The following is an 18021-nucleotide window of genomic DNA, read 5'->3' on the forward strand; positions in this document are numbered from 1 at the left end:
GCTGAAAAGAATTGTTGTTTACGTTGTAGATGCTTAAAACACAAATCATTGACATAATTCCAGACAAAATTTACTTCGGATGCTAACTGATTTAGCACCTTGCAATGTTTGTCTTTTATGCGTAATTCGAGTGTCTTCATCCAGTTATTTTAACAGTATTTTTCTTAATAGTGACTATAGTACAAGTATTTAAAACGACATTTCGTGTCGTTCATATGGTTTACTCCAGTCGCTTATATCCTCGTGCTGAACCACGAGGTTTTACGCTCCAGTGGATAAAAAAAAGCTCAACCATATAGGGATGGTTGAGCATAAAAAGGATGTGTATAAAAGCACATCCAGAGGGTTTGAAAATCTTGCTGCAAATGATATTTCACTGATTATTGAATACAGTGGATCATTTTCAGTACGTGAATTATGGAGTAATTTAGTCGACTATACAAATAGATTTTTCCTATTAATCCAAGACAAATATTCAATGAAAGATTCATCTTTTTTTCTTAACAATTTAAATTATCTTACTATTTTTACAATTATTTTAGAAAAATTAAAAAAACTGTCATAATTCATAACACTCAATACTGTATAAATTTTGAATAAAAGGCATTTTAAATACACCTTTATGTGATCAAAAAAAACACCAATTAAACTCAACTTTTTGCTTGAATGTGTACGCGTGCTTTCATTTGTGCCAACACAATACCCGTTAAAATAATCAATCCACCGATACTGTGATAACTCCCCCACACTTCTGCCAACCAAAAATATGCAATGATAGCCGTGAAAACAGGCATCAAATTCATAAAAATACTGGTGCGATTTGGCCCTAAATATTGAACGGCCAACATCCATACCAAAGGTGCAATAATTGAAGGAAATATACCTGCATACAGCACACTTAAACCATTTTGGCTATTTAAATGATCCAAGCCGAACCACAAAATAAATGGCAGATGGTAAAGTAAGGCGAATATAATTTGCACATAAAGACTCAGCATGAGCGGCAATTTTAAATTCCATTTCTTTAAAAACACCCCATAAAAGGCGTAAAAAAATACCGCCAAAACCATGAGCATATCGCCCGCATGTCCTGTCAGCTGACTGAGTTGACGCAAATCTCCTTGTGCAATCACATACAACAAACCCGAAAATGAAATAATGCAGCCAAAAACCGCAAATCGTGTCGGAATGTCTTTTAAGATCAGCAATGAAACCAAAACCGTAAACATGGGAATAAACGCATTAATAATGCCCATATTGGTTGCAGTGGTGTAATTGGCTGCGGTATAGCTTAGACCTTGATACAGCACCAAACCAAAAGCACTAAGCACTGCCAACTGTTTCAAATGTGGACGAATCAACTCACGCTGCTGCCAAACTTTGGGCAATATCCACGGGGTTAAAATCAGAAAAGCAATCAACCAGCGATAAAAACTGATACTGACGGGTGAAATATACTCCGCCACATACCTCGTTACTGCAATATTTAAAGACCAAATCAATACCGCAATCAATGGCAATAAAATTGCCCAAAATACGCCTTTATCTGACCGTATCATGTATTCATCATCCTTGTTGTACCAAACAGCATACCTGCTGTGAAACCCTTTTCTATAACTGACTTGTGATGCAAAGTGCTAAAAACCCAGTGTCTATTTATGGCACTTTTCGCTCGATTTATCCATCAATAAAATAAAATGCAGATACGAATTACATTTTTCTGCGCAATATCACGGCTATGCGGGATTCCATCAGTGTCGTAAATTTCTTTGCTATAAAACTTGCTGTACCCAAAAATTACAGTTACAACAGTAGCGGTAAAATACAGATTCTAGGAAGCAACTATGCGCACTTCAGTTTATGACATTGCAGTAAAAACCAATCAGGGTACGGAAACCACATTAAATCAATATGCAGGAAAAGTGTTGTTGATCGTGAACGTGGCATCAAAATGTGGCTTAACCCCGCAATACGAAGGCTTACAGCAACTCTACGCAGCAAAACAGGCACAAGGCTTAGAAATTTTAGCCTTTCCATCGAATGATTTCTTGGCACAAGAACCGGGCAGCGATACAGAAATTCAGGAATTTTGCTCACTGAATTATCAGGTGAGTTTTCCATTGTTTGCTAAAATTCCAGTCGTGGGTGCAGAAAAACATCCTCTCTACACGGCTTTAACGCAAGCAATTCCTGAACGTATTGGTGAAGGCCCATGGTGGAAAGATTTGGTTGATTACGGCTTAACCCCAAATGAACCACCTGAAGTATTGTGGAACTTTGAAAAGTTTTTGGTGAATAAACAAGGTGAAGTGGTGGCGCGTTTTGCCCCAGATTTAACCGTAGATGACCCGCGCATTGTAGAAGCGATTGAGGCTGAATTGGCTAAATAATTTTTTATTCAGCAAGTTAAAGAGTTCTTTCATAAATTCTCTTTAAATCAATAATTCAGCTCCCTCATCCTCTTGCGGAATATATTCCTCATCCTGAGCCATATATGGCGCAAGAGAAGGGACTATCAATATCAATTCGACGCATTACTTATGATCATTTTTCTTTTATGAAAGAAGTGTAATTCATAGGAGTTTCTTTAAAACTCCTATTTTTTTTGATTTAGACAAAAAAATTAAGATTTGTTATTGCTTTGCAACAATCTGTTTTTTATTCATATTTTCGTTTTATATTCATTCTCAATGAGTACCAAAAATCACATGAATATGAAAAATGTATCTTCGAAGACACTACTTCCGTTTGCACTATTGAGTTCTGCCTTGCTACTCAGCGCCTGTGATCAAATGAACACGCCGCAAACGCAAACAACTAATCAAGATGATTCCAGCGCATCATCCAACAGCAATACAAACCCAACCAACGCTCCATTAAGCAGTGGCAATATGTTCTATATTGTGCGCGATGTGGCTGATCTACAGCTCAAAGCAGGTCAATATGTCGAACAACTGAATCAAACCAAGTCTGAATTGCAAACCGCTGTAGATGCGCAAGATCCACAACAATTACAAATTGCAGCGACTCAATTACAACAGCAGTTACAAGGCTTCAATCAAACACTAAGCAGCCTAGACTTAAAAACACAGGAAATTGATACCATCCGTCAAAACTTATTGGCTGCCAATCAGCAAGTTTTGGCTTCACCATTTTTAAATGGACAAGTCGATTTAAGCAAGGTGGACTTTAAAAAACTGGAACAGCAAATGGGGAATATTCAAACTGAAATACTAAAACTGGCGGCAATGATAATTCCTGAAGGTTCTTCGGAAGACAGTTCTGAAAGCTAGTCGCTTTAGATGTTGATAAAGCCCATTCAGTTGAAAATGAGGATTTTGATATAAATCAATATAGTAGTAATGAGCCCAATATAGCATCAACGCTTAGATTAATGTAAAATTGTAAAATTAATTATCAATAAATCATATATTTATGAATTTTTCATGTTATCAAGTCAATATACAACATCGTAATGGCAATACAAATAAAAGCCAATGGATTCCTAAGGAAATAGAAGAACTTCTAATTTTTTCAACGGGACTAGCTCATGGTTGGTGTAACTCATCACGTGATGTGATTTGGTCTGTTCCAAAACATATCCCTTCATTAATACCAATTGGCACAGAAAGACCTACTAAAGGTAATGTAACTGATATTTTGTATATTGCTAAATATACAGGAGACACCAATGGTACATGGCATGGTTATCCTGTCTCAGCAAAATCTAAACATGATCATCCTCCTCAAAATATTATTAATGAATGGATTAATAATGGTTTTATAGATAAACGTTTTTATGCAAAATGGGTGCAAGGTAAACTAAAATGACAGTAACAAAAAAGATAAAAATAGAGGGTGATTTTATAGACTCATTTATATACTCTGGCTCACTTTTTCTCATAGATACTCAGCTGCGTTTGACTTCATACTCATGGAATGAAATTTTAAATTATTCAAACTGTCCCACTATTAAAAAGAATTTCTTACTTAATTGTTTTTCTGAAAATGATACTCAAGATATATCTAAGTTAGACAACGAATACATTATCTATAATGATTCTCTAAATAATTCAATTATTGATACATTAGAACTAGATTCATGGCCAACTGATTTAGACATTTATAAAAATAAATTTATTATTTCATCCGCTGATGGCATTAAATCAGTGGTTGGCAATAGATCTGTAGAAAACCTAAAGGTTAAATTTGAATTCTCTAAAAATGTAAAAAAAATGTGGGATGATAAGGTTTTTGAGTTAGCTGTTGGAACGCTTGATAGATTAATTATAAGTTGTGGCTATGAAGGAGCATTTGAACTTTTCACAAGAACGAAAGCTGATAGTTATGAACTGGTCAAGGAAAAACAGTTAAGTGAAAAAGAATGGATTGGTTGTGAATGGGATCAAAATACAGGAATTGCTATTCTAAAAAACGAATTAAAACAAAAGTTATTAAAATTTGAGACTATTAATATGGAGCATGTTTCTCTAATTACAGATCAAATTGAGAAAAGTAGATATTATAAAATGATTAAAGAAGAAGATCCTATAGAATATGAAATTCCTAACTCAATTCAAAAGTATGTAAATTCTTGGGTATTTGAAGACAAATTATATTTGCTCAGCGAAGACTTAAACCTATATGAGTATGACAATAATAATTTAAATAAAATCAGTGAAGTAAATAACAATCAAAGGTTAATTGGAAAGATTATTGATAGTGCAAAAACACATTTTGGTTTAGTTTTCGAAGACATGGAAAATCTATATCTTCAAAATTCAGATATAAATATCTTATCCAGCAAAGTTACAAATTGGCGTACTTATCCAAAAAGTAAAAACTATCAAAATCATATTCATTTTATAGAAAATGATAATTTAACAATTCAAATATTTGAATAAAAAAAGCCACTCTTTCGAATGGCTTTTTTCAATCTTAAACCGACAATTAAAGTGCGCGGTTTTTGATTTTGCGGATGGTTTCCAACTGTGCAGCAGTTTCTGCCAAAGCAGCCAAAGCAGCAGCAGAGTCCAAATCGCTCTTTTGATTTGCCAACAATTGTTCAGCGTGTTTACGCGCTTCAATAATTGCCGCTTCATCTAAGTTTTCTGCACGAACTGCAGTATCTGCAAGAATCGTAACAACATGCGGTTGAACTTCTAGAACGCCACCAGATACATAGATTAATTCTTCTGTACCATTTTCCAGCAGAACGCGGATTGCACCCGGCTGAAGCAAAGTTACCAGTGGTGCGTGACCCGGCATAATACCGAGTTCACCGCCAGCACCTTTTGCAATTAGCATAGTCACAGTGCCCGAGTACAAAGACTCTTTTACACTTACAACATCACATTGCATAGTCGCCATGAGAATCTCCTAAATTAGAGCTGCTAATTAAAGTTTCTCGGCTTTAGCAATCACTTCGTCAATACCACCAACCATATAGAACGCTTGTTCTGGGATATGATCGTATTCACCAGCTAGAAGACCTTTAAAGCCACGAATTGTATCTTTAAGCGGTACAAGTTTACCAGGCGCGCCAGTAAATACTTCAGCTACGTGGAACGGTTGAGAGAAGAAACGTTGGATCTTACGTGCACGGTATACAGTAAGTTTGTCTTCTTCTGACAATTCGTCCATACCAAGAATTGCGATAATGTCTTTCAATTCTTTATAACGTTGAAGAACGTTTTGAACCGAACGAGCAATTTCGTAATGCTCAGTACCAACAACTAATGGATCTAACTGACGTGAAGTTGAGTCTAGTGGATCGATCGCAGGGTAAATACCTTGAGATGCAATGTCACGGCTCAATACTACAGTTGCGTCTAAGTGCGCGAACGTTGTAGCAGGTGATGGGTCAGTTAAGTCATCGGCAGGTACGTATACAGCTTGAATAGATGTAATCGAACCAGACTTAGTTGAAGTAATACGTTCTTGAAGAACACCCATCTCTTCTGCAAGTGTAGGCTGATAACCTACTGCAGATGGCATACGACCTAGAAGTGCTGATACTTCAGTACCTGCTAGTGTATAACGGTAGATGTTGTCTACGAACAATAATACGTCACGACCTTTACCGTTCTCATCTTTTTGATCACGGAAGTACTCAGCCATAGTCAAACCAGTTAACGCTACGCGTAAACGGTTACCAGGTGGCTCGTTCATCTGACCGTAGACCATTGCTACTTTGTCAAGAACGTTAGAGTCTTTCATTTCGTGATAGAAGTCGTTACCTTCACGAGTACGCTCACCAACACCAGCGAATACAGATAAACCTGAGTGCGCTTTAGCGATGTTGTTGATCAACTCCATCATATTTACGGTTTTACCAACACCCGCACCACCGAACAGACCAACTTTACCACCTTTCGCGAACGGGCAAAGTAAGTCAATGACTTTAATACCAGTTTCTAAAAGGTCAGTAGAAGCCGCTTGTTCTGCATAAGAAGGCGCTTGACGGTGAATTGGTAAACGCTCTTCAGTTGCAACTGGACCAGCTTCGTCGATAGGGCGACCAAGAACGTCCATGATACGACCAAGTGTCGCTGTACCTACTGGTACAGAGATTGGCGCGTTAGTGTTAGTTACGTTCAAACCACGCTTAAGGCCTTCAGTAGAACCCATTGCAATAGTACGAACTACGCCATCACCAAGTTGTTGCTGAACTTCTAATGTAGTTTCAGTACCGTCAACTTGGAGAGCGTCATAGATCTTAGGAACGCTGTTGCGTTCAAACTCGACGTCGATAACCGCGCCGATGATCTGAATGATACGACCGCCACTCATTGCTGTCTCCTCAATTCAAACTAATAATGTTAAACGGCAGCGGCACCACCAACGATTTCAGAAATTTCCTGAGTAATCGCGGCTTGACGCAGCTTGTTATAAATAAGTTGTAGGCTCTTGATCAGTTCACCTGCGTTATCTGTTGCAGCTTTCATTGCAACCATACGCGCAGACTGTTCACATGCGATGTTTTCAATCACACCTTGATAAACCATAGACTCGATGTAACGAACCAATAAACCATTTAACAGCTCTTCAGCTTCTGGTTCATAGATATAATCCCAACCGTATTGACGGTTAAGAGTCTTGTTTTCTTCAGCAGATGCTAAAGGAACAAGTTGTTCGATTTTCTGATCTTGAGTCATGGCATTGACAAAGCCGTTTGACACGAGGTAAATGCGATCTAACTCGCCTTTATCGTACGCATCTAACATCACTTGCACAGAGCCAGATAACTGTTCAAGACTTGGCGCGTCACCTACGTTTGTAGTTGCACCAAGCACTTTACCGCCGTAGTTTTTAAAAAACGAAACCGCTTTTTGACCAATTAAAGCAAACTGAACTTCAATTGACTGCTCTTGTTGTTGCTGTACATGCTTTACAACTTTCTTGAACAAGTTAATGTTCAAGCCACCTGCCAAACCACGATCTGAAGACACGATGATATAACCAACGCGTTTTACAGGGCGTTCAATCATATAACGGTGTTTGTATTCAGGGTTCGCCTGTACCAAATGAGCAATTACACGGTGCATATTTTCGGCATACGGACGGCCTTGAGCCATGCGCTCTTGCGCACGACGCATCTTAGAAGCAGCAACCATTTGCATCGCGCGAGTAATCTTTTGCGTGCTCTTGATACTAGCAACTTTGGCGCGAATTTCTTTTAAATTTGCCATACGCTTAACCTAGTATTCGAAAGCCCTTTCAGGCTTTCGAAGGTTGATTCCGTGAACCAAACCCCTAACTAGCCAATGCTAAATTAGTAAGTTTGAGTCGCTTTAAAGCTTTCAATACCTGCTTTGATTGCAGCTTCGATGTCTTTGTTGAAATCACCAGTTTCATCGATTTGTTGCATTAACGCAGCATGTTCTGAACGGAAGTAAGAAATTAACGCAGCATCAAAGTCTACGATTTTCTTCACTTCTACGTCAGCCATGTAGCCTTCGTTAGATGCATAAACTGAAACAGCTTGGTCAGCAATTGAGTATGGCGCATATTGTTTCTGCTTCATTAACTCAGTTACACGTTGACCATGTTCAAGTTGCTTACGAGTTGCTTCGTCAAGGTCAGAAGCGAACTGAGCAAACGCTGCCAATTCACGGTATTGCGCCAAAGCGGTACGGATACCACCAGACAATTTTTTGATGATCTTAGTTTGAGCAGAACCACCAACACGCGATACAGAAATACCCGCGTTCACAGCAGGACGGATACCCGCGTTGAATAATGATGTTTCTAAGAAGATCTGACCATCTGTAATCGAAATTACGTTGGTTGGTACGAATGCAGATACGTCACCTGCTTGAGTTTCAATAATCGGCAATGCAGTTAAAGAACCAGTTTGACCTTTAACTTCACCGTTAGTGAATTTCTCAACGTAGTCAGCAGATACACGAGAAGCACGCTCAAGTAGACGCGAGTGTAGATAGAACACGTCACCTGGATACGCTTCACGACCTGGTGGACGACGTAAAAGCAATGAAATTTGACGATACGCAACAGCTTGCTTAGACAAGTCATCATAAATGATTAACGCGTCTTCACCACGGTCACGGTAGTATTCACCCATTGTACAACCAGAGTACGGAGCTAAATACAGCATTGCTGCTGGATCAGATGCACCTGCTGCGACAACAGTGGTATACGCCATAGCGCCAGTTTCTTCTAGCTTACGTACTACGTTTGCGATAGTCGATTGTTTTTGACCAATTGCTACGTATACACACTTAATGCCAGAGTTTTTCTGAGCGATGATCGCATCGATCGCCATTGCTGTTTTACCAGTTTGACGGTCACCAATGATCAACTCACGTTGACCACGGCCTACAGGGATCATGGTATCAACTGATTTATAACCAGTTTGAACAGGTTGATCCACTGATTGACGCCAAATTACGCCTGGTGCTACTTTTTCTACAGCATCAGTTAATTTTGCATCAATAGGGCCTTTACCATCAATTGGGTTACCCAAAGCATCTACCACACGGCCTAAAAGTTCTGGACCAACCGGAACTTCTAATACACGACCTGTGCAACGTGCTTTTTGACCTTCTTGAAGGCTTAAGTAGTTACCTAAAACAACGACGCCCACTGAATCCTGTTCTAGGTTCAGTGCCATACCAAATAAGCCGCCGTCGAATTCGATCATTTCACCGTACATTGCATCAGCAAGGCCGTGAATGCGCACAATACCGTCGGATACCATAACAATGGTACCTTCGTTTTTAGCGGTCGCGCTGGTGTCCAGATCGCCGATACGCTGTTTAATGAGCGCACTGATCTCGGATGGATTCAGTTGTTGCATTGCGCTATACCTCAATCTTTTATTAGTTCAGTCTTCGCAATTAAGCTAAAAGACGTGTCCGCATTTTTTCAAGCTTGTTAAGCGCAGAATCATCTATCACTTGGTCGCCTGCACGAATAACCACACCCGCAATTAACGCTGGGTTCACTTCTACAGAAACATTTACTGCCGCAGCGAAACGTTTTTCTAACGCTTGAGCAAGAATTTGTTCTTGTACAGAAGTCAATGGGAATGCTGATTCAATCACAACATCCACAGTATTGTTATTCTGTGATTTGAGCTGTTCGTATTCTGCTTGAATTTCAGGAAGCAAAGCCAAACGGTTGTTTTCAGCAAGCAATGTCAAAAAGTTTGACACTGCTGCAGTTTGGTCTTCACCTAAAACTTTGGCAAAAATACTCACCTGCTCAGCAGGCGTAAGCTCAGGGCGATTTAAGTAAGCTGAAAATGCTTCGTCTTGCACCGCAGCACTGAGCAAGTTAAGTGCTGTTGACCAATTGTCAGTTGCACCTTGCTCAGAAGCGTAAGCAAATGCTGCTTTAGCGTATGGGCGTGCCAACGTCAAGAGTTCAGCCATAATCTGCCTCTCTCTTAAAGTTTAGCAGCCAGCTGAGTCAGCATGGCATTGTGAGCTTCTGCGTCAACTTGCTGGCTAAGAATTTTCTCTGCACCAGTTACTGCAAGCGCAGCTACTTGTTGACGTAATTCTTCGCGAGCAGAATTGATTTCTGTATCAACAGCTTCTTTCGCTTGTTGACGAATACGCTCACCTTCAGCAGATGCTTGGGTACGCGCTTCTTCTACCAATTGTGCTGCACGACGATTCGCTTGTTCGATCAATTGAGCCGCTTGTGCTTTAGCTGCATCTAATTCAGCTTTCACTTGAGCTTGCGCATCGGCAAGATCAGCTTTGGCTTTCTCAGCTGCATTTAAGCCGTCAGCAATACGACGCTGACGCTCACTAATCGCATTGATTAGTGGTGGCCATACAAACTTCATGCAGAATGCGACGAAAATCGCAAATGCAATCGCTTGGCCAAACAATGTGAGGTTGATATTCATTGCAAATTCCTCAAATAGTGAATTTCGGAATTAAGCTGATTAACCTACAAATGGATTAGCGAAGATGAAGAACAAGCCAATACCAACACCGATCATAGGCACAGCATCAAGAAGACCTGCGATTAAGAACATACGAGTTTGAAGTTGTGGAGCCAATTCTGGTTGACGAGCAACAGCTTCAAGGAAGCGACCGCCTAAAAGACCAAAACCAATCGCAGTACCTAAAGCACCGAAAGCGATCAAGATAGCAGATGCAATTGCAACTAGACCTAAAGTGAGTTCCATGATAATTCCTCAGAGGTTAGGTTTTATACCAAATTAAGTTAAAAAATTGTGTGCCCAACCGCCCGATGACAGTTAGGCCATACCATTAATGCTTTTCGCTTGCCATGCTCATGTACACGATAGTCAACATCATGAAAATGAATGCTTGTAGCGTAATAATCAAAATGTGGAAAATCGCCCAAGGCACAGACAATGCCCACTGGATCCAGAACGGTAATAACGCGATAAGAATGAAGATTAACTCTCCCGCATACATGTTACCGAACAGTCGTAGAGCCAATGAAACTGGTCGCGCCAAGAAAGTAGTCAATTCCAACAATAAGTTGAATGGAATTAAAAGCACTTTAGCAACTGGATTACTTGGGTTGAATGGGTTAAGTGCCAACTCACCAACGAAGCCGCCAACACCTTTCTCACGAATACTATAGAAAATAATTAAGAAGAATACAGAAATAGACATACCTAAGGTAATGTTTGGATCTGTAGTCGGAACAATTTTAAAGTAAACCTGATGAGGGTCCACACCCAGCATAGATGCAATCGCCTGTTGAGCTACATAAGGAATAAAGTCAACAGGGATCAAATCCATCAAGTTCATGAGGAAAATCCACACGAAAATGGTTAATGCTAAGGGTGCAATTAATCGAGACTTCCCATGGAAGGTATCACGTACACTTGAATCCACAAACTCGATAATCACTTCAATTACTGACTGGAATTTACCAGGCACGCCTGAATTTGCAGCTTTCGCAACAATCCAGAACAATAAACAGAAGATCAGACCAAGTCCGATAGACCAACCCATTGAATCCAAGTGAATAGCAGTGAACCCCATCTGTTGAGCTTCTTCAGCAGACTCAGCCAACTTCCATGAACCGTCTGGCATTTTGCCATAGGTCATATTGGTCAAGTGATGCTTGATATACTCGGTCGAAGTAAGGGCATGTTCTTCAGCAGCCATAAATCACACCTGGTCAATGTAAAAAAACTAATAGAACAAACGAACATCGCGTGCTGCTTGATATCTCGCCTATTCCTGAAAAACTTTTCAATTTTTGCTGCGTTTAGACTCGTTTTTGTAATCGTGACACCCAAAATGGCGCAACCCACGACATGCTTTGAACGAGCATAAAACCACAAAACAATGCCACCGGGGATAACGGCTGTACATTGCTTAAAATTAAAATGAATCCTACGATCACGATTGCAAACTTACCGAGCATTCCTCTATACATGTTCGAAAGAACCTGTCTGGACGCTCGTGCACCTGCTGCTCGAAACGACTGCCATGAAAAATAACAACTTGCCAACCAACAAACACTAGCACCAAGTGCAGCGCTTAAGGCAGCCGTTGAGTCTTTCAAGACCCACGCTATCAGGGCTGAAACTGGAATCATGAATGCTTGTAAGAAGACCAAAGCTTTAGCTAATCGTCGGTCAATCAAGCGACTAGTTCGGCTCATTTTTTTATCCACTCACAGCATTAATGCTTGACAAGTTCAACTGATGATCGTTTTTTATCGCAGGCATTATAGAGTTAGCCCCCTGAACATGCAATCGTTTCCCGACCTTAGTCGTGTTTTTTTGCATGTTTGTCTCGGAATTGTCATATTTCAATTTTGCTTAAAAAACGCATCATTTTCGTGCATTTAATACACAAGCCTTGGTTTGCTTGGCTAATTGCTGCCACGCTTGCACAAAATCATCTGCACCGCGCATGCTTTCATCGACCTTTTGAAACACAATTGGATTCAATTTCATATACTGATTTTTACTGGCATGTCCTTCTGCAAGTAGGCACATTTTTGGATTTGGTCGGTGATCGTTCAAATATTTAATTTGTGCGACTGTTGGCGCAATATGCGGATCATTGGTCATCGACCCAGAAAATTCTAAATTTAAGGCACGTTCTAAATATTGATAGGCATCGTGATAAGCCCAATATGGCTGTACTGCAGTTTGAGTCTGAAACTGACTTGCACTTTTGAATAAACTCTGTGCGAAGGCACGTGCGTTGTTCCAATAAGCATCGCGATGTTCAGGCATTTGCTGAGAACGTAGCGCGGCAATAAAGAAGCCGATACGCACCGCATTGTTTGGGTCTAGCCAGACATGGCTGTCTACTGTATTTTTTAATGCTGCACCACGTTCTGAACGCTGCGGCAAAGTTTTCATAATGCCCGTATCTAATAAAGCAATCGCTTTAGGATTTTGATGTAATACACGTTCTAGCGGTGCTTCATGCGCCTTACCTAGCCAAATAATTAAATCCGCATCTTGGATGATTTTTCGATGTGCAGGCGTGAGCGATACATCATGCCCTGTTTGATCTGCCAGTAATAACGTGGGTGTTTCGATATTTTGCGTGACTTTTTGGGCAATCAAATAGATAGGATGGGTAGACACCACCAAAGCCTGCGCCATGCTGACAGTACTGCATAACGCTAAAAGACAGAAACTAAATAAACGAAACATTGCGGCATATCACGAAAAATCGACAAATGTTATAATATAACAAATTTATAAAAATACCTACGTATAATCGAAACTAATAACGCTTCATGCTAAGATTTACTGTCATTTTTCTTTTAAAGTTCAACTGGGGTGGCTATGAGCTTATGTTCGCACGAGCATCACAATGCATTACATGGCGTTCACGACCATCACAATGTCGATCAACGTCTTGCCGAAGCTGAAAGTTTATGTGCGGCAACAGGTGCTCGTTTAACACCGCTACGTAAAGAAGTGTTGGAACTCATTCTCAAGGCATCTGCACCAATGGGTGCTTATGATTTATTGGCGAAAATTAAAAGTGAGTCTGATCGTCCTGCAGCACCGCCAACGGTGTACCGTACTTTGGATTTTTTACTGGAAAAAGGACTAATTCACCGTTTGACTTCAATCAATGCCTATATTCCTTGCTGTCATCCACGTGAAGGACACCAAGCGGCTTTTTTGATCTGTACTGAATGTAAAGTCGTTAAAGAAGCTTCAGCGCAAGGTTTATTAGAGCAATTAGATCAGTTGGCAGCCTCTGACCGCTTTAGCCCGCATCACAGCATTATTGAGATTTCTGGAAAATGTCAGCAGTGCAACAGCAAATAACCACTGCACCGCTCATCGCCTTGCACAATATTCAGGTGCGAATAGATGAGCGCGATATTTTAAAAAATGTCGATTTTGAATTGCATGCACGTGAAATTGTCACGCTGATTGGCCCCAATGGCGCAGGAAAGTCGACTTTAATTAAAGTATTGCTTGGCATTGTCAAACCGAATGCAGGCAAGCTTGTAAATGCACGCAAGCTGACTTTTTCGTATGTGCCGCAAAAGTTTAATCCTTCACACAGCTTGCCTTTAAGAGTGAAAGATTTACTGGCTTTAGAAAAATGCCCAGACGCAATTAAAGCAGAAATTATCCGCGATACTGGCATTGCCAAACTGCAAGATTCGAAAGTACAACAACTGTCTGGTGGTGAGCGGCAACGGGTGCTATTGGCACGCGCCTTATTACGTCAACCTGATGTTTTAGTACTGGATGAGCCGATGCAAGGACTAGATATTCAGTCCGAAGCTGAACTGTATGACTATGTGCGCAACTTACCCAGCAAATATGGCTGTGCGGTATTGATGGTGTCGCATGATTTGCAATGGGTCATGCAAGGCACGCATCGTGTGGTCTGTTTAAACAAACATATTTGCTGCAGCGGCTTGCCCGAGAATGTACAGCAACATCCTGAATACCAAGCTATTTTTGGAACCAATCGGGTGTTTTATCAACATCACCATGAACACTGTGCACATGGCGATCATGCCGAGCCTTGTCAGCATGATTCACGTCCTCATATTCACCCTGAACCGGAAGCTTAACCCATGATGGATTGGCTACAATTGCTGTTACCTGCATGGATCATGGGCAGTTTATTGGTATTTTTGACCGCCCCACTTGGCTGTTTAATGCTGTGGCGACGCATGTCCTTTTTTGCCGATACGATGGCGCATGGCACGTTATTGGGTGTGGCAATTGCAGGCGCGTTAAGTTTGCCTCTGTGGATGGGCGTGACATTCTTGGCATTATTATTGGTGGGTGTTTTGTGGATTTTACATGATCCACGGTTGCCGAATGATGCATTATTGGCGCTCTGCTCTGCGACCTTGCTCTGTTCAGGTTTGCTCTTTATTCAACATATTCCGAGTTTGCGTCCTGAGTTGCTGAGCTATTTATTTGGCGATTTACTCACCATTTCATGGGCAGATTTACCCGTATTTGCTTTGGTCATTATTGCAGCCTTAGCGGTACTCTATAAGTTTTGGCAGGCTCAAATTCAAATTGCAATTGACCCTGACATTGCAGTCAGTGAAGGTGTGAATGCACAATGGCAACGTCTGATTTTTATGTTGTTATTGGCATTATTTACAGTATTGGCTTTACGTGCAGTCGGCTCTTTATTGATGGGTGCATTGTTGGTGATTCCTGCCTTAACCGCACGTTTATTGGCTCACTCGCCTAAACAAATGGTGATTTGGGCGTTTATTGTGGCGCAAATTGCAGTCAGCGTAGGTTTATGGTCAAGTGCAGGCTTAAACATTTCAACAGGTTTAAGCATTGTGATGACTATGGCGATCATTTTTGCAGTAATTTTTAGCGTGCAAAAAGTCAGAAAGATAGCTTAGTTTTTCGTTAATGAATATCTATATTTTTGTATTGCAGCAATGAGCATTACGACCAAAAATGGCAGTATATACGCTATCCACAGTGCTATATCACTATGAATCACTTGCTGTAAAAGACTCAATTGCTGCTGACTTTCTGAAACAGCATTCCAATCTATCTTTTGTAGATAAAACATTGCATGAATGGCAATCAACAACACAGCCGTAATATTAATCAACACCACACTTTGCCACACCGTATGTTTAAAATAAGTTTGCAAGGCGGCAAATACAAAAGAAAAAATCAAATTGATACTCAAATGTGCCATCAAAGCAATTGGCCAAAACACGCTATCAACTGAAAACTGAATTGCTAATCCAATTGCAATTAAAGTTGAAAAACTTAAAAGCAACATGCTGATCCACCAATGTTGCCAATAAAGTGCTCGCGGAATACATTTTATTTTCAACGTATGTCTCAATCTATTTTTATAATTACAGCGTACACTTTTGTGTAATTGAAGACATTACTGATGCACCAAACTCAACAAAAACGCAGCACCTGCAAACAATGCAGCAAAAGTACGATTCATAAATTTTTGCTGCTTCGGTGATCTTAACAAACGCAAAACTTTTGCAGCCAAGCCCGTATAGCCCGCCATCACAATCAAATCAATACTAATCATGGTCAATGCCATAATTGCATATTGCGTCCATTGCGGTTTAGATAAATCTAAAAATTGCGGTAAAACTGCCAATAAAAACACAATTGCTTTGGGATTGCTCATATTAACCAGAAAGCCGTACATCACCAATTTTCCAGCAGATTTGCGCGTCAACTCATGCTGAATTTCAATCGACTGTGCAGGCGCTGCCCATTGCAAATACGCCAGATACAACAAATACGCCACACCAAACCATTTCACAATCAGAAATGCCCAAGGCGTTGTCGCAAATAATACCCCTGCCCCTGCGGCTACAATCGCAATTTGCAATAATAAAGCCAGTTGTAGACCAATCGCATTCCAATAACCATGTCGAAAACCATAACTCAAACCGCTCGACATCGAAGCAATCGCACCCGCGCCAGGTGAAACACTAATCACCCAACAGGCCAACATAAACGCAATCCAAACTTGATAAGACATATATCGCTGCTTTTCACAAGACAGTGCATTATATGATATTTCACTTAATCTCATGGCTAAAAACGTTGAATAAAATCGGGTTCGGGCTATTAAGCCTGCATGCAATCAGGCACAATAAAGTCAACTTTATAGAAAACAACAAATTTTCAGGAGCTATACATGACTGCCCAATCTGTAATTTTGCCACTACCTTCAGATCATGCTCGCTTTCTTGTACTTCGTTTAAAATACTTAAGCATTGCTGAATTAAAAGAAAAATTGGCTGACTTGTTTAGCACACGGGATCGTTTGATTACCCAACATCCACATGCCCAAATTAAAACTGGCGTTGCTTTTGGTCCTGAACTTTGGGCACAGCTCTATCAGCAATCTCCAGAAGGTTTTAAACAATTACAACCGATTCAAGGTGCGTACCCAATGCCTGCCGTGCCTGCAGATGTGATCATTCACCTCGCCAGTACACGTGCGGATATTTGCTTTGCACTTAGTCAGGCATTTTTTGAGGGGATTCAAGACAAAATTGAAGTCTTGGATGAACGGGTTTGTTTCCGTTATTTTGATGGACGCGACATGACTGGCTTTATTGATGGTACCGAAAACCCACAATTTCCAGATGATCGTGCTGAAGTTGCACTTTTAGGCGAAGATGCAGGCGTGTTTGCCGATGGTTCATTTATTTTTGCACAGCGCTATTGTCACGATTTAGAAAAATGGAAAAAGCTCAAAGTCGATGCCCAAGAACACGTGATTGGACGCACCAAACTTGAATCGATTGAATTAGACGAAGATGTACAACCTGAAAATTCGCACGTTTCACGTACAGTCGTTGAAGATGATGCAGGCGATGAAATGGAAATTTTGCGCCACTCTTTACCTTATGGTGATGGCAAAGGCGATCAGGGTTTATTCTTTATTGCCTATACCAAAGATTTGAGCATTATTGATGCCATGTTAGAACGTATGTTTGGTACTTCAGGTGATGGCATCCACGATCGTTTATTGCATTTCGTCACCGCCTTGGATGGTGCATATTACTTTGCCCCGAGTGAGGAGTTGCTAGAAGAAGTTTTGGAAGGTTAAGATAAAGAGGCCGACGAGAGTCGGCTTCTTGATTTTATTAAATGCAATTAATACCCTTTGCATCTAAATTTATTTTATTAAAAACTGTTGTCTTTTTAGTTTTTAAATTTAAATATTCTGCTTCATACAAGATATAGCCTTGTGACATAAACCTGTATTGTCCATTCACTTTATTGTCAATAATCTCTTGTACTGTCCTATAAATTTCAGGCTTGGCGTTATCCCCCATATCCACTTCTTCAATCCTTAAAGTCGTAGATAGTTCAATTTTTTTCATGAATGGATAATACATAATTGAATTTATATTAGGATATTCACTAGGCACCAATAGAACAGATTTGCTACCACTAAGTTGACAAAAATAACTAATCATGCGAAAAAGTTTTTTTAGTTAACAGATGTTCACACATGCCTCGAATTGTTTCTGTACCACTTAGTTTAGAACAGCGAGAACGACTCATTTTTCTGGCCAAGC

23 protein-coding genes and 2 pseudogenes are annotated in these 18021 nt (G+C 40.3%); 10 read left to right on the forward strand and 15 right to left on the reverse strand.

Features of this window, described 5'->3' with window-relative positions; translation table 11 throughout:
• Nucleotides 1-140, reverse strand: a pseudogene (locus FTT70_RS12815) (RNA-guided endonuclease TnpB family protein); the annotation flags it as partial.
• 131 nt (nucleotides 141-271) lie between these two features.
• On the opposite strand from FTT70_RS12815, the gene FTT70_RS12820 reads away from it, so the two are divergent.
• Nucleotides 272-565 (forward strand): hypothetical protein, encoded by a 294-nt coding sequence (locus FTT70_RS12820; RefSeq protein WP_004970123.1) that lies wholly within the window; start codon nucleotides 272-274, stop codon nucleotides 563-565.
• Between the two features lie 85 nt (nucleotides 566-650).
• Here FTT70_RS12820 and FTT70_RS12825 read toward each other — a convergent pair whose 3' ends face one another.
• Nucleotides 651-1559, reverse strand: a complete 909-nt coding sequence (locus FTT70_RS12825; protein WP_136144380.1) for a DMT family transporter — start codon at nucleotides 1557-1559, stop codon at nucleotides 651-653.
• Between the two features lie 285 nt (nucleotides 1560-1844).
• Between FTT70_RS12825 and FTT70_RS12830 the strand changes: the two genes are divergently transcribed.
• From FTT70_RS12830 to FTT70_RS12845, 4 genes are all read left to right on the forward strand, one after another.
• Nucleotides 1845-2390, forward strand: coding sequence for a glutathione peroxidase (locus tag FTT70_RS12830; RefSeq protein WP_180168689.1), 546 nt, complete (start codon nucleotides 1845-1847; stop codon nucleotides 2388-2390).
• Between the two features lie 324 nt (nucleotides 2391-2714).
• Nucleotides 2715-3293, forward strand: a complete 579-nt coding sequence (locus tag FTT70_RS12835) for a hypothetical protein (RefSeq protein WP_180168694.1) — start codon at nucleotides 2715-2717, stop codon at nucleotides 3291-3293.
• A gap of 142 nt (nucleotides 3294-3435) precedes the next feature.
• Nucleotides 3436-3831 (forward strand): hypothetical protein, encoded by a 396-nt coding sequence (locus FTT70_RS12840; protein WP_180168690.1) that lies wholly within the window; start codon nucleotides 3436-3438, stop codon nucleotides 3829-3831.
• Nucleotides 3828-4904, forward strand: coding sequence for a hypothetical protein (locus tag FTT70_RS12845; protein ID WP_180168691.1), 1077 nt, complete (start codon nucleotides 3828-3830; stop codon nucleotides 4902-4904). The genes FTT70_RS12840 and FTT70_RS12845 overlap by 4 nt, the downstream gene beginning before the upstream one ends.
• 46 nt (nucleotides 4905-4950) lie before the next feature.
• Here the strand turns inward: FTT70_RS12845 and FTT70_RS12850 are convergent, their stop codons facing one another.
• The 10 genes from FTT70_RS12850 to FTT70_RS12895 form a co-directional block, all read right to left on the reverse strand.
• Nucleotides 4951-5370: a F0F1 ATP synthase subunit epsilon gene (locus FTT70_RS12850; protein WP_004970132.1), complete on the reverse strand. Its 420-nt coding sequence runs from the start codon at nucleotides 5368-5370 to the stop codon at nucleotides 4951-4953.
• A gap of 27 nt (nucleotides 5371-5397) precedes the next feature.
• On the reverse strand, nucleotides 5398-6792 hold the full coding sequence (gene atpD, locus FTT70_RS12855) for a F0F1 ATP synthase subunit beta (protein ID WP_004970134.1): 1395 nt from the start codon (nucleotides 6790-6792) through the stop codon (nucleotides 5398-5400).
• A gap of 29 nt (nucleotides 6793-6821) precedes the next feature.
• A complete protein-coding gene (atpG, locus tag FTT70_RS12860; RefSeq protein WP_004970136.1) occupies nucleotides 6822-7691 on the reverse strand; it encodes a F0F1 ATP synthase subunit gamma in 870 nt (289 codons plus the stop codon).
• An 83-nt stretch (nucleotides 7692-7774) separates the two neighbouring features.
• A complete protein-coding gene (gene atpA / locus FTT70_RS12865; RefSeq protein WP_004970138.1) occupies nucleotides 7775-9319 on the reverse strand; it encodes a F0F1 ATP synthase subunit alpha in 1545 nt (514 codons plus the stop codon).
• A 40-nt stretch (nucleotides 9320-9359) separates the two neighbouring features.
• Nucleotides 9360-9896: a F0F1 ATP synthase subunit delta gene (locus FTT70_RS12870; protein WP_004970141.1), complete on the reverse strand. Its 537-nt coding sequence runs from the start codon at nucleotides 9894-9896 to the stop codon at nucleotides 9360-9362.
• Nucleotides 9897-9910: 14 nt separating this feature from the next.
• The gene (locus tag FTT70_RS12875; protein WP_004970142.1) at nucleotides 9911-10381 is read right to left on the reverse strand and encodes a F0F1 ATP synthase subunit B; all 471 of its coding nucleotides are present in this window, start codon (nucleotides 10379-10381) and stop codon (nucleotides 9911-9913) included.
• A gap of 39 nt (nucleotides 10382-10420) precedes the next feature.
• Nucleotides 10421-10666 carry a F0F1 ATP synthase subunit C gene (gene atpE / locus FTT70_RS12880; protein ID WP_000424060.1) on the reverse strand — a complete coding sequence of 82 codons (246 nt, stop codon included), beginning with the start codon at nucleotides 10664-10666 and terminating at the stop codon, nucleotides 10421-10423.
• An 85-nt stretch (nucleotides 10667-10751) separates the two neighbouring features.
• Nucleotides 10752-11627: a F0F1 ATP synthase subunit A gene (gene atpB / locus FTT70_RS12885; RefSeq protein WP_004970145.1), complete on the reverse strand. Its 876-nt coding sequence runs from the start codon at nucleotides 11625-11627 to the stop codon at nucleotides 10752-10754.
• A 103-nt stretch (nucleotides 11628-11730) separates the two neighbouring features.
• A complete protein-coding gene (locus FTT70_RS12890; protein ID WP_004970147.1) occupies nucleotides 11731-12129 on the reverse strand; it encodes an ATP synthase subunit I in 399 nt (132 codons plus the stop codon).
• Nucleotides 12130-12301: 172 nt separating this feature from the next.
• A complete protein-coding gene (locus FTT70_RS12895; RefSeq protein ID WP_104852883.1) occupies nucleotides 12302-13141 on the reverse strand; it encodes a metal ABC transporter solute-binding protein, Zn/Mn family in 840 nt (279 codons plus the stop codon).
• A gap of 135 nt (nucleotides 13142-13276) precedes the next feature.
• Between FTT70_RS12895 and FTT70_RS12900 the strand changes: the two genes are divergently transcribed.
• From FTT70_RS12900 to znuB, 3 genes are read left to right on the forward strand one after another with little or no spacing between them, the layout of a single operon-like run.
• Nucleotides 13277-13771: a transcriptional repressor gene (locus tag FTT70_RS12900; RefSeq protein WP_004970151.1), complete on the forward strand. Its 495-nt coding sequence runs from the start codon at nucleotides 13277-13279 to the stop codon at nucleotides 13769-13771.
• Nucleotides 13747-14535: a zinc ABC transporter ATP-binding protein ZnuC gene (gene znuC, locus FTT70_RS12905; RefSeq protein ID WP_131261255.1), complete on the forward strand. Its 789-nt coding sequence runs from the start codon at nucleotides 13747-13749 to the stop codon at nucleotides 14533-14535. The genes FTT70_RS12900 and znuC overlap by 25 nt, the downstream gene beginning before the upstream one ends.
• 3 nt (nucleotides 14536-14538) lie before the next feature.
• A complete protein-coding gene (znuB, locus tag FTT70_RS12910; protein WP_180060360.1) occupies nucleotides 14539-15339 on the forward strand; it encodes a zinc ABC transporter permease subunit ZnuB in 801 nt (266 codons plus the stop codon).
• Here znuB and FTT70_RS12915 read toward each other — a convergent pair.
• The gene (locus tag FTT70_RS12915; protein ID WP_136144785.1) at nucleotides 15336-15734 is read right to left on the reverse strand and encodes a hypothetical protein; all 399 of its coding nucleotides are present in this window, start codon (nucleotides 15732-15734) and stop codon (nucleotides 15336-15338) included. The two genes, znuB and FTT70_RS12915, sit on opposite strands and share 4 nt — an antisense overlap.
• A 111-nt stretch (nucleotides 15735-15845) precedes the next feature.
• Nucleotides 15846-16466, reverse strand: coding sequence for a LysE family transporter (locus tag FTT70_RS12920; RefSeq protein WP_131261258.1), 621 nt, complete (start codon nucleotides 16464-16466; stop codon nucleotides 15846-15848).
• Nucleotides 16467-16625: 159 nt separating this feature from the next.
• Here FTT70_RS12920 and FTT70_RS12925 point away from each other — a divergent pair, with 159 nt between their 5' ends.
• On the forward strand, nucleotides 16626-17546 hold the full coding sequence (locus FTT70_RS12925; RefSeq protein WP_180168692.1) for a Dyp-type peroxidase: 921 nt from the start codon (nucleotides 16626-16628) through the stop codon (nucleotides 17544-17546).
• Nucleotides 17547-17583: 37 nt separating this feature from the next.
• On the opposite strand, the gene FTT70_RS12930 is transcribed toward FTT70_RS12925, so the two are convergent.
• Entirely contained in the window at nucleotides 17584-17823 is a 240-nt protein-coding gene (locus FTT70_RS12930) for a hypothetical protein (protein WP_180168693.1), read from the reverse strand.
• 131 nt (nucleotides 17824-17954) lie between these two features.
• Between FTT70_RS12930 and FTT70_RS13755 the strand changes: the two are divergent.
• Nucleotides 17955-18021 (forward strand): annotated as a pseudogene (locus FTT70_RS13755) (helix-turn-helix domain-containing protein); the annotation flags it as partial.

Source organism: Acinetobacter sp. YH01003 (assembly GCF_013420525.1).
Classification (GTDB): domain Bacteria; phylum Pseudomonadota; class Gammaproteobacteria; order Pseudomonadales; family Moraxellaceae; genus Acinetobacter; species Acinetobacter towneri.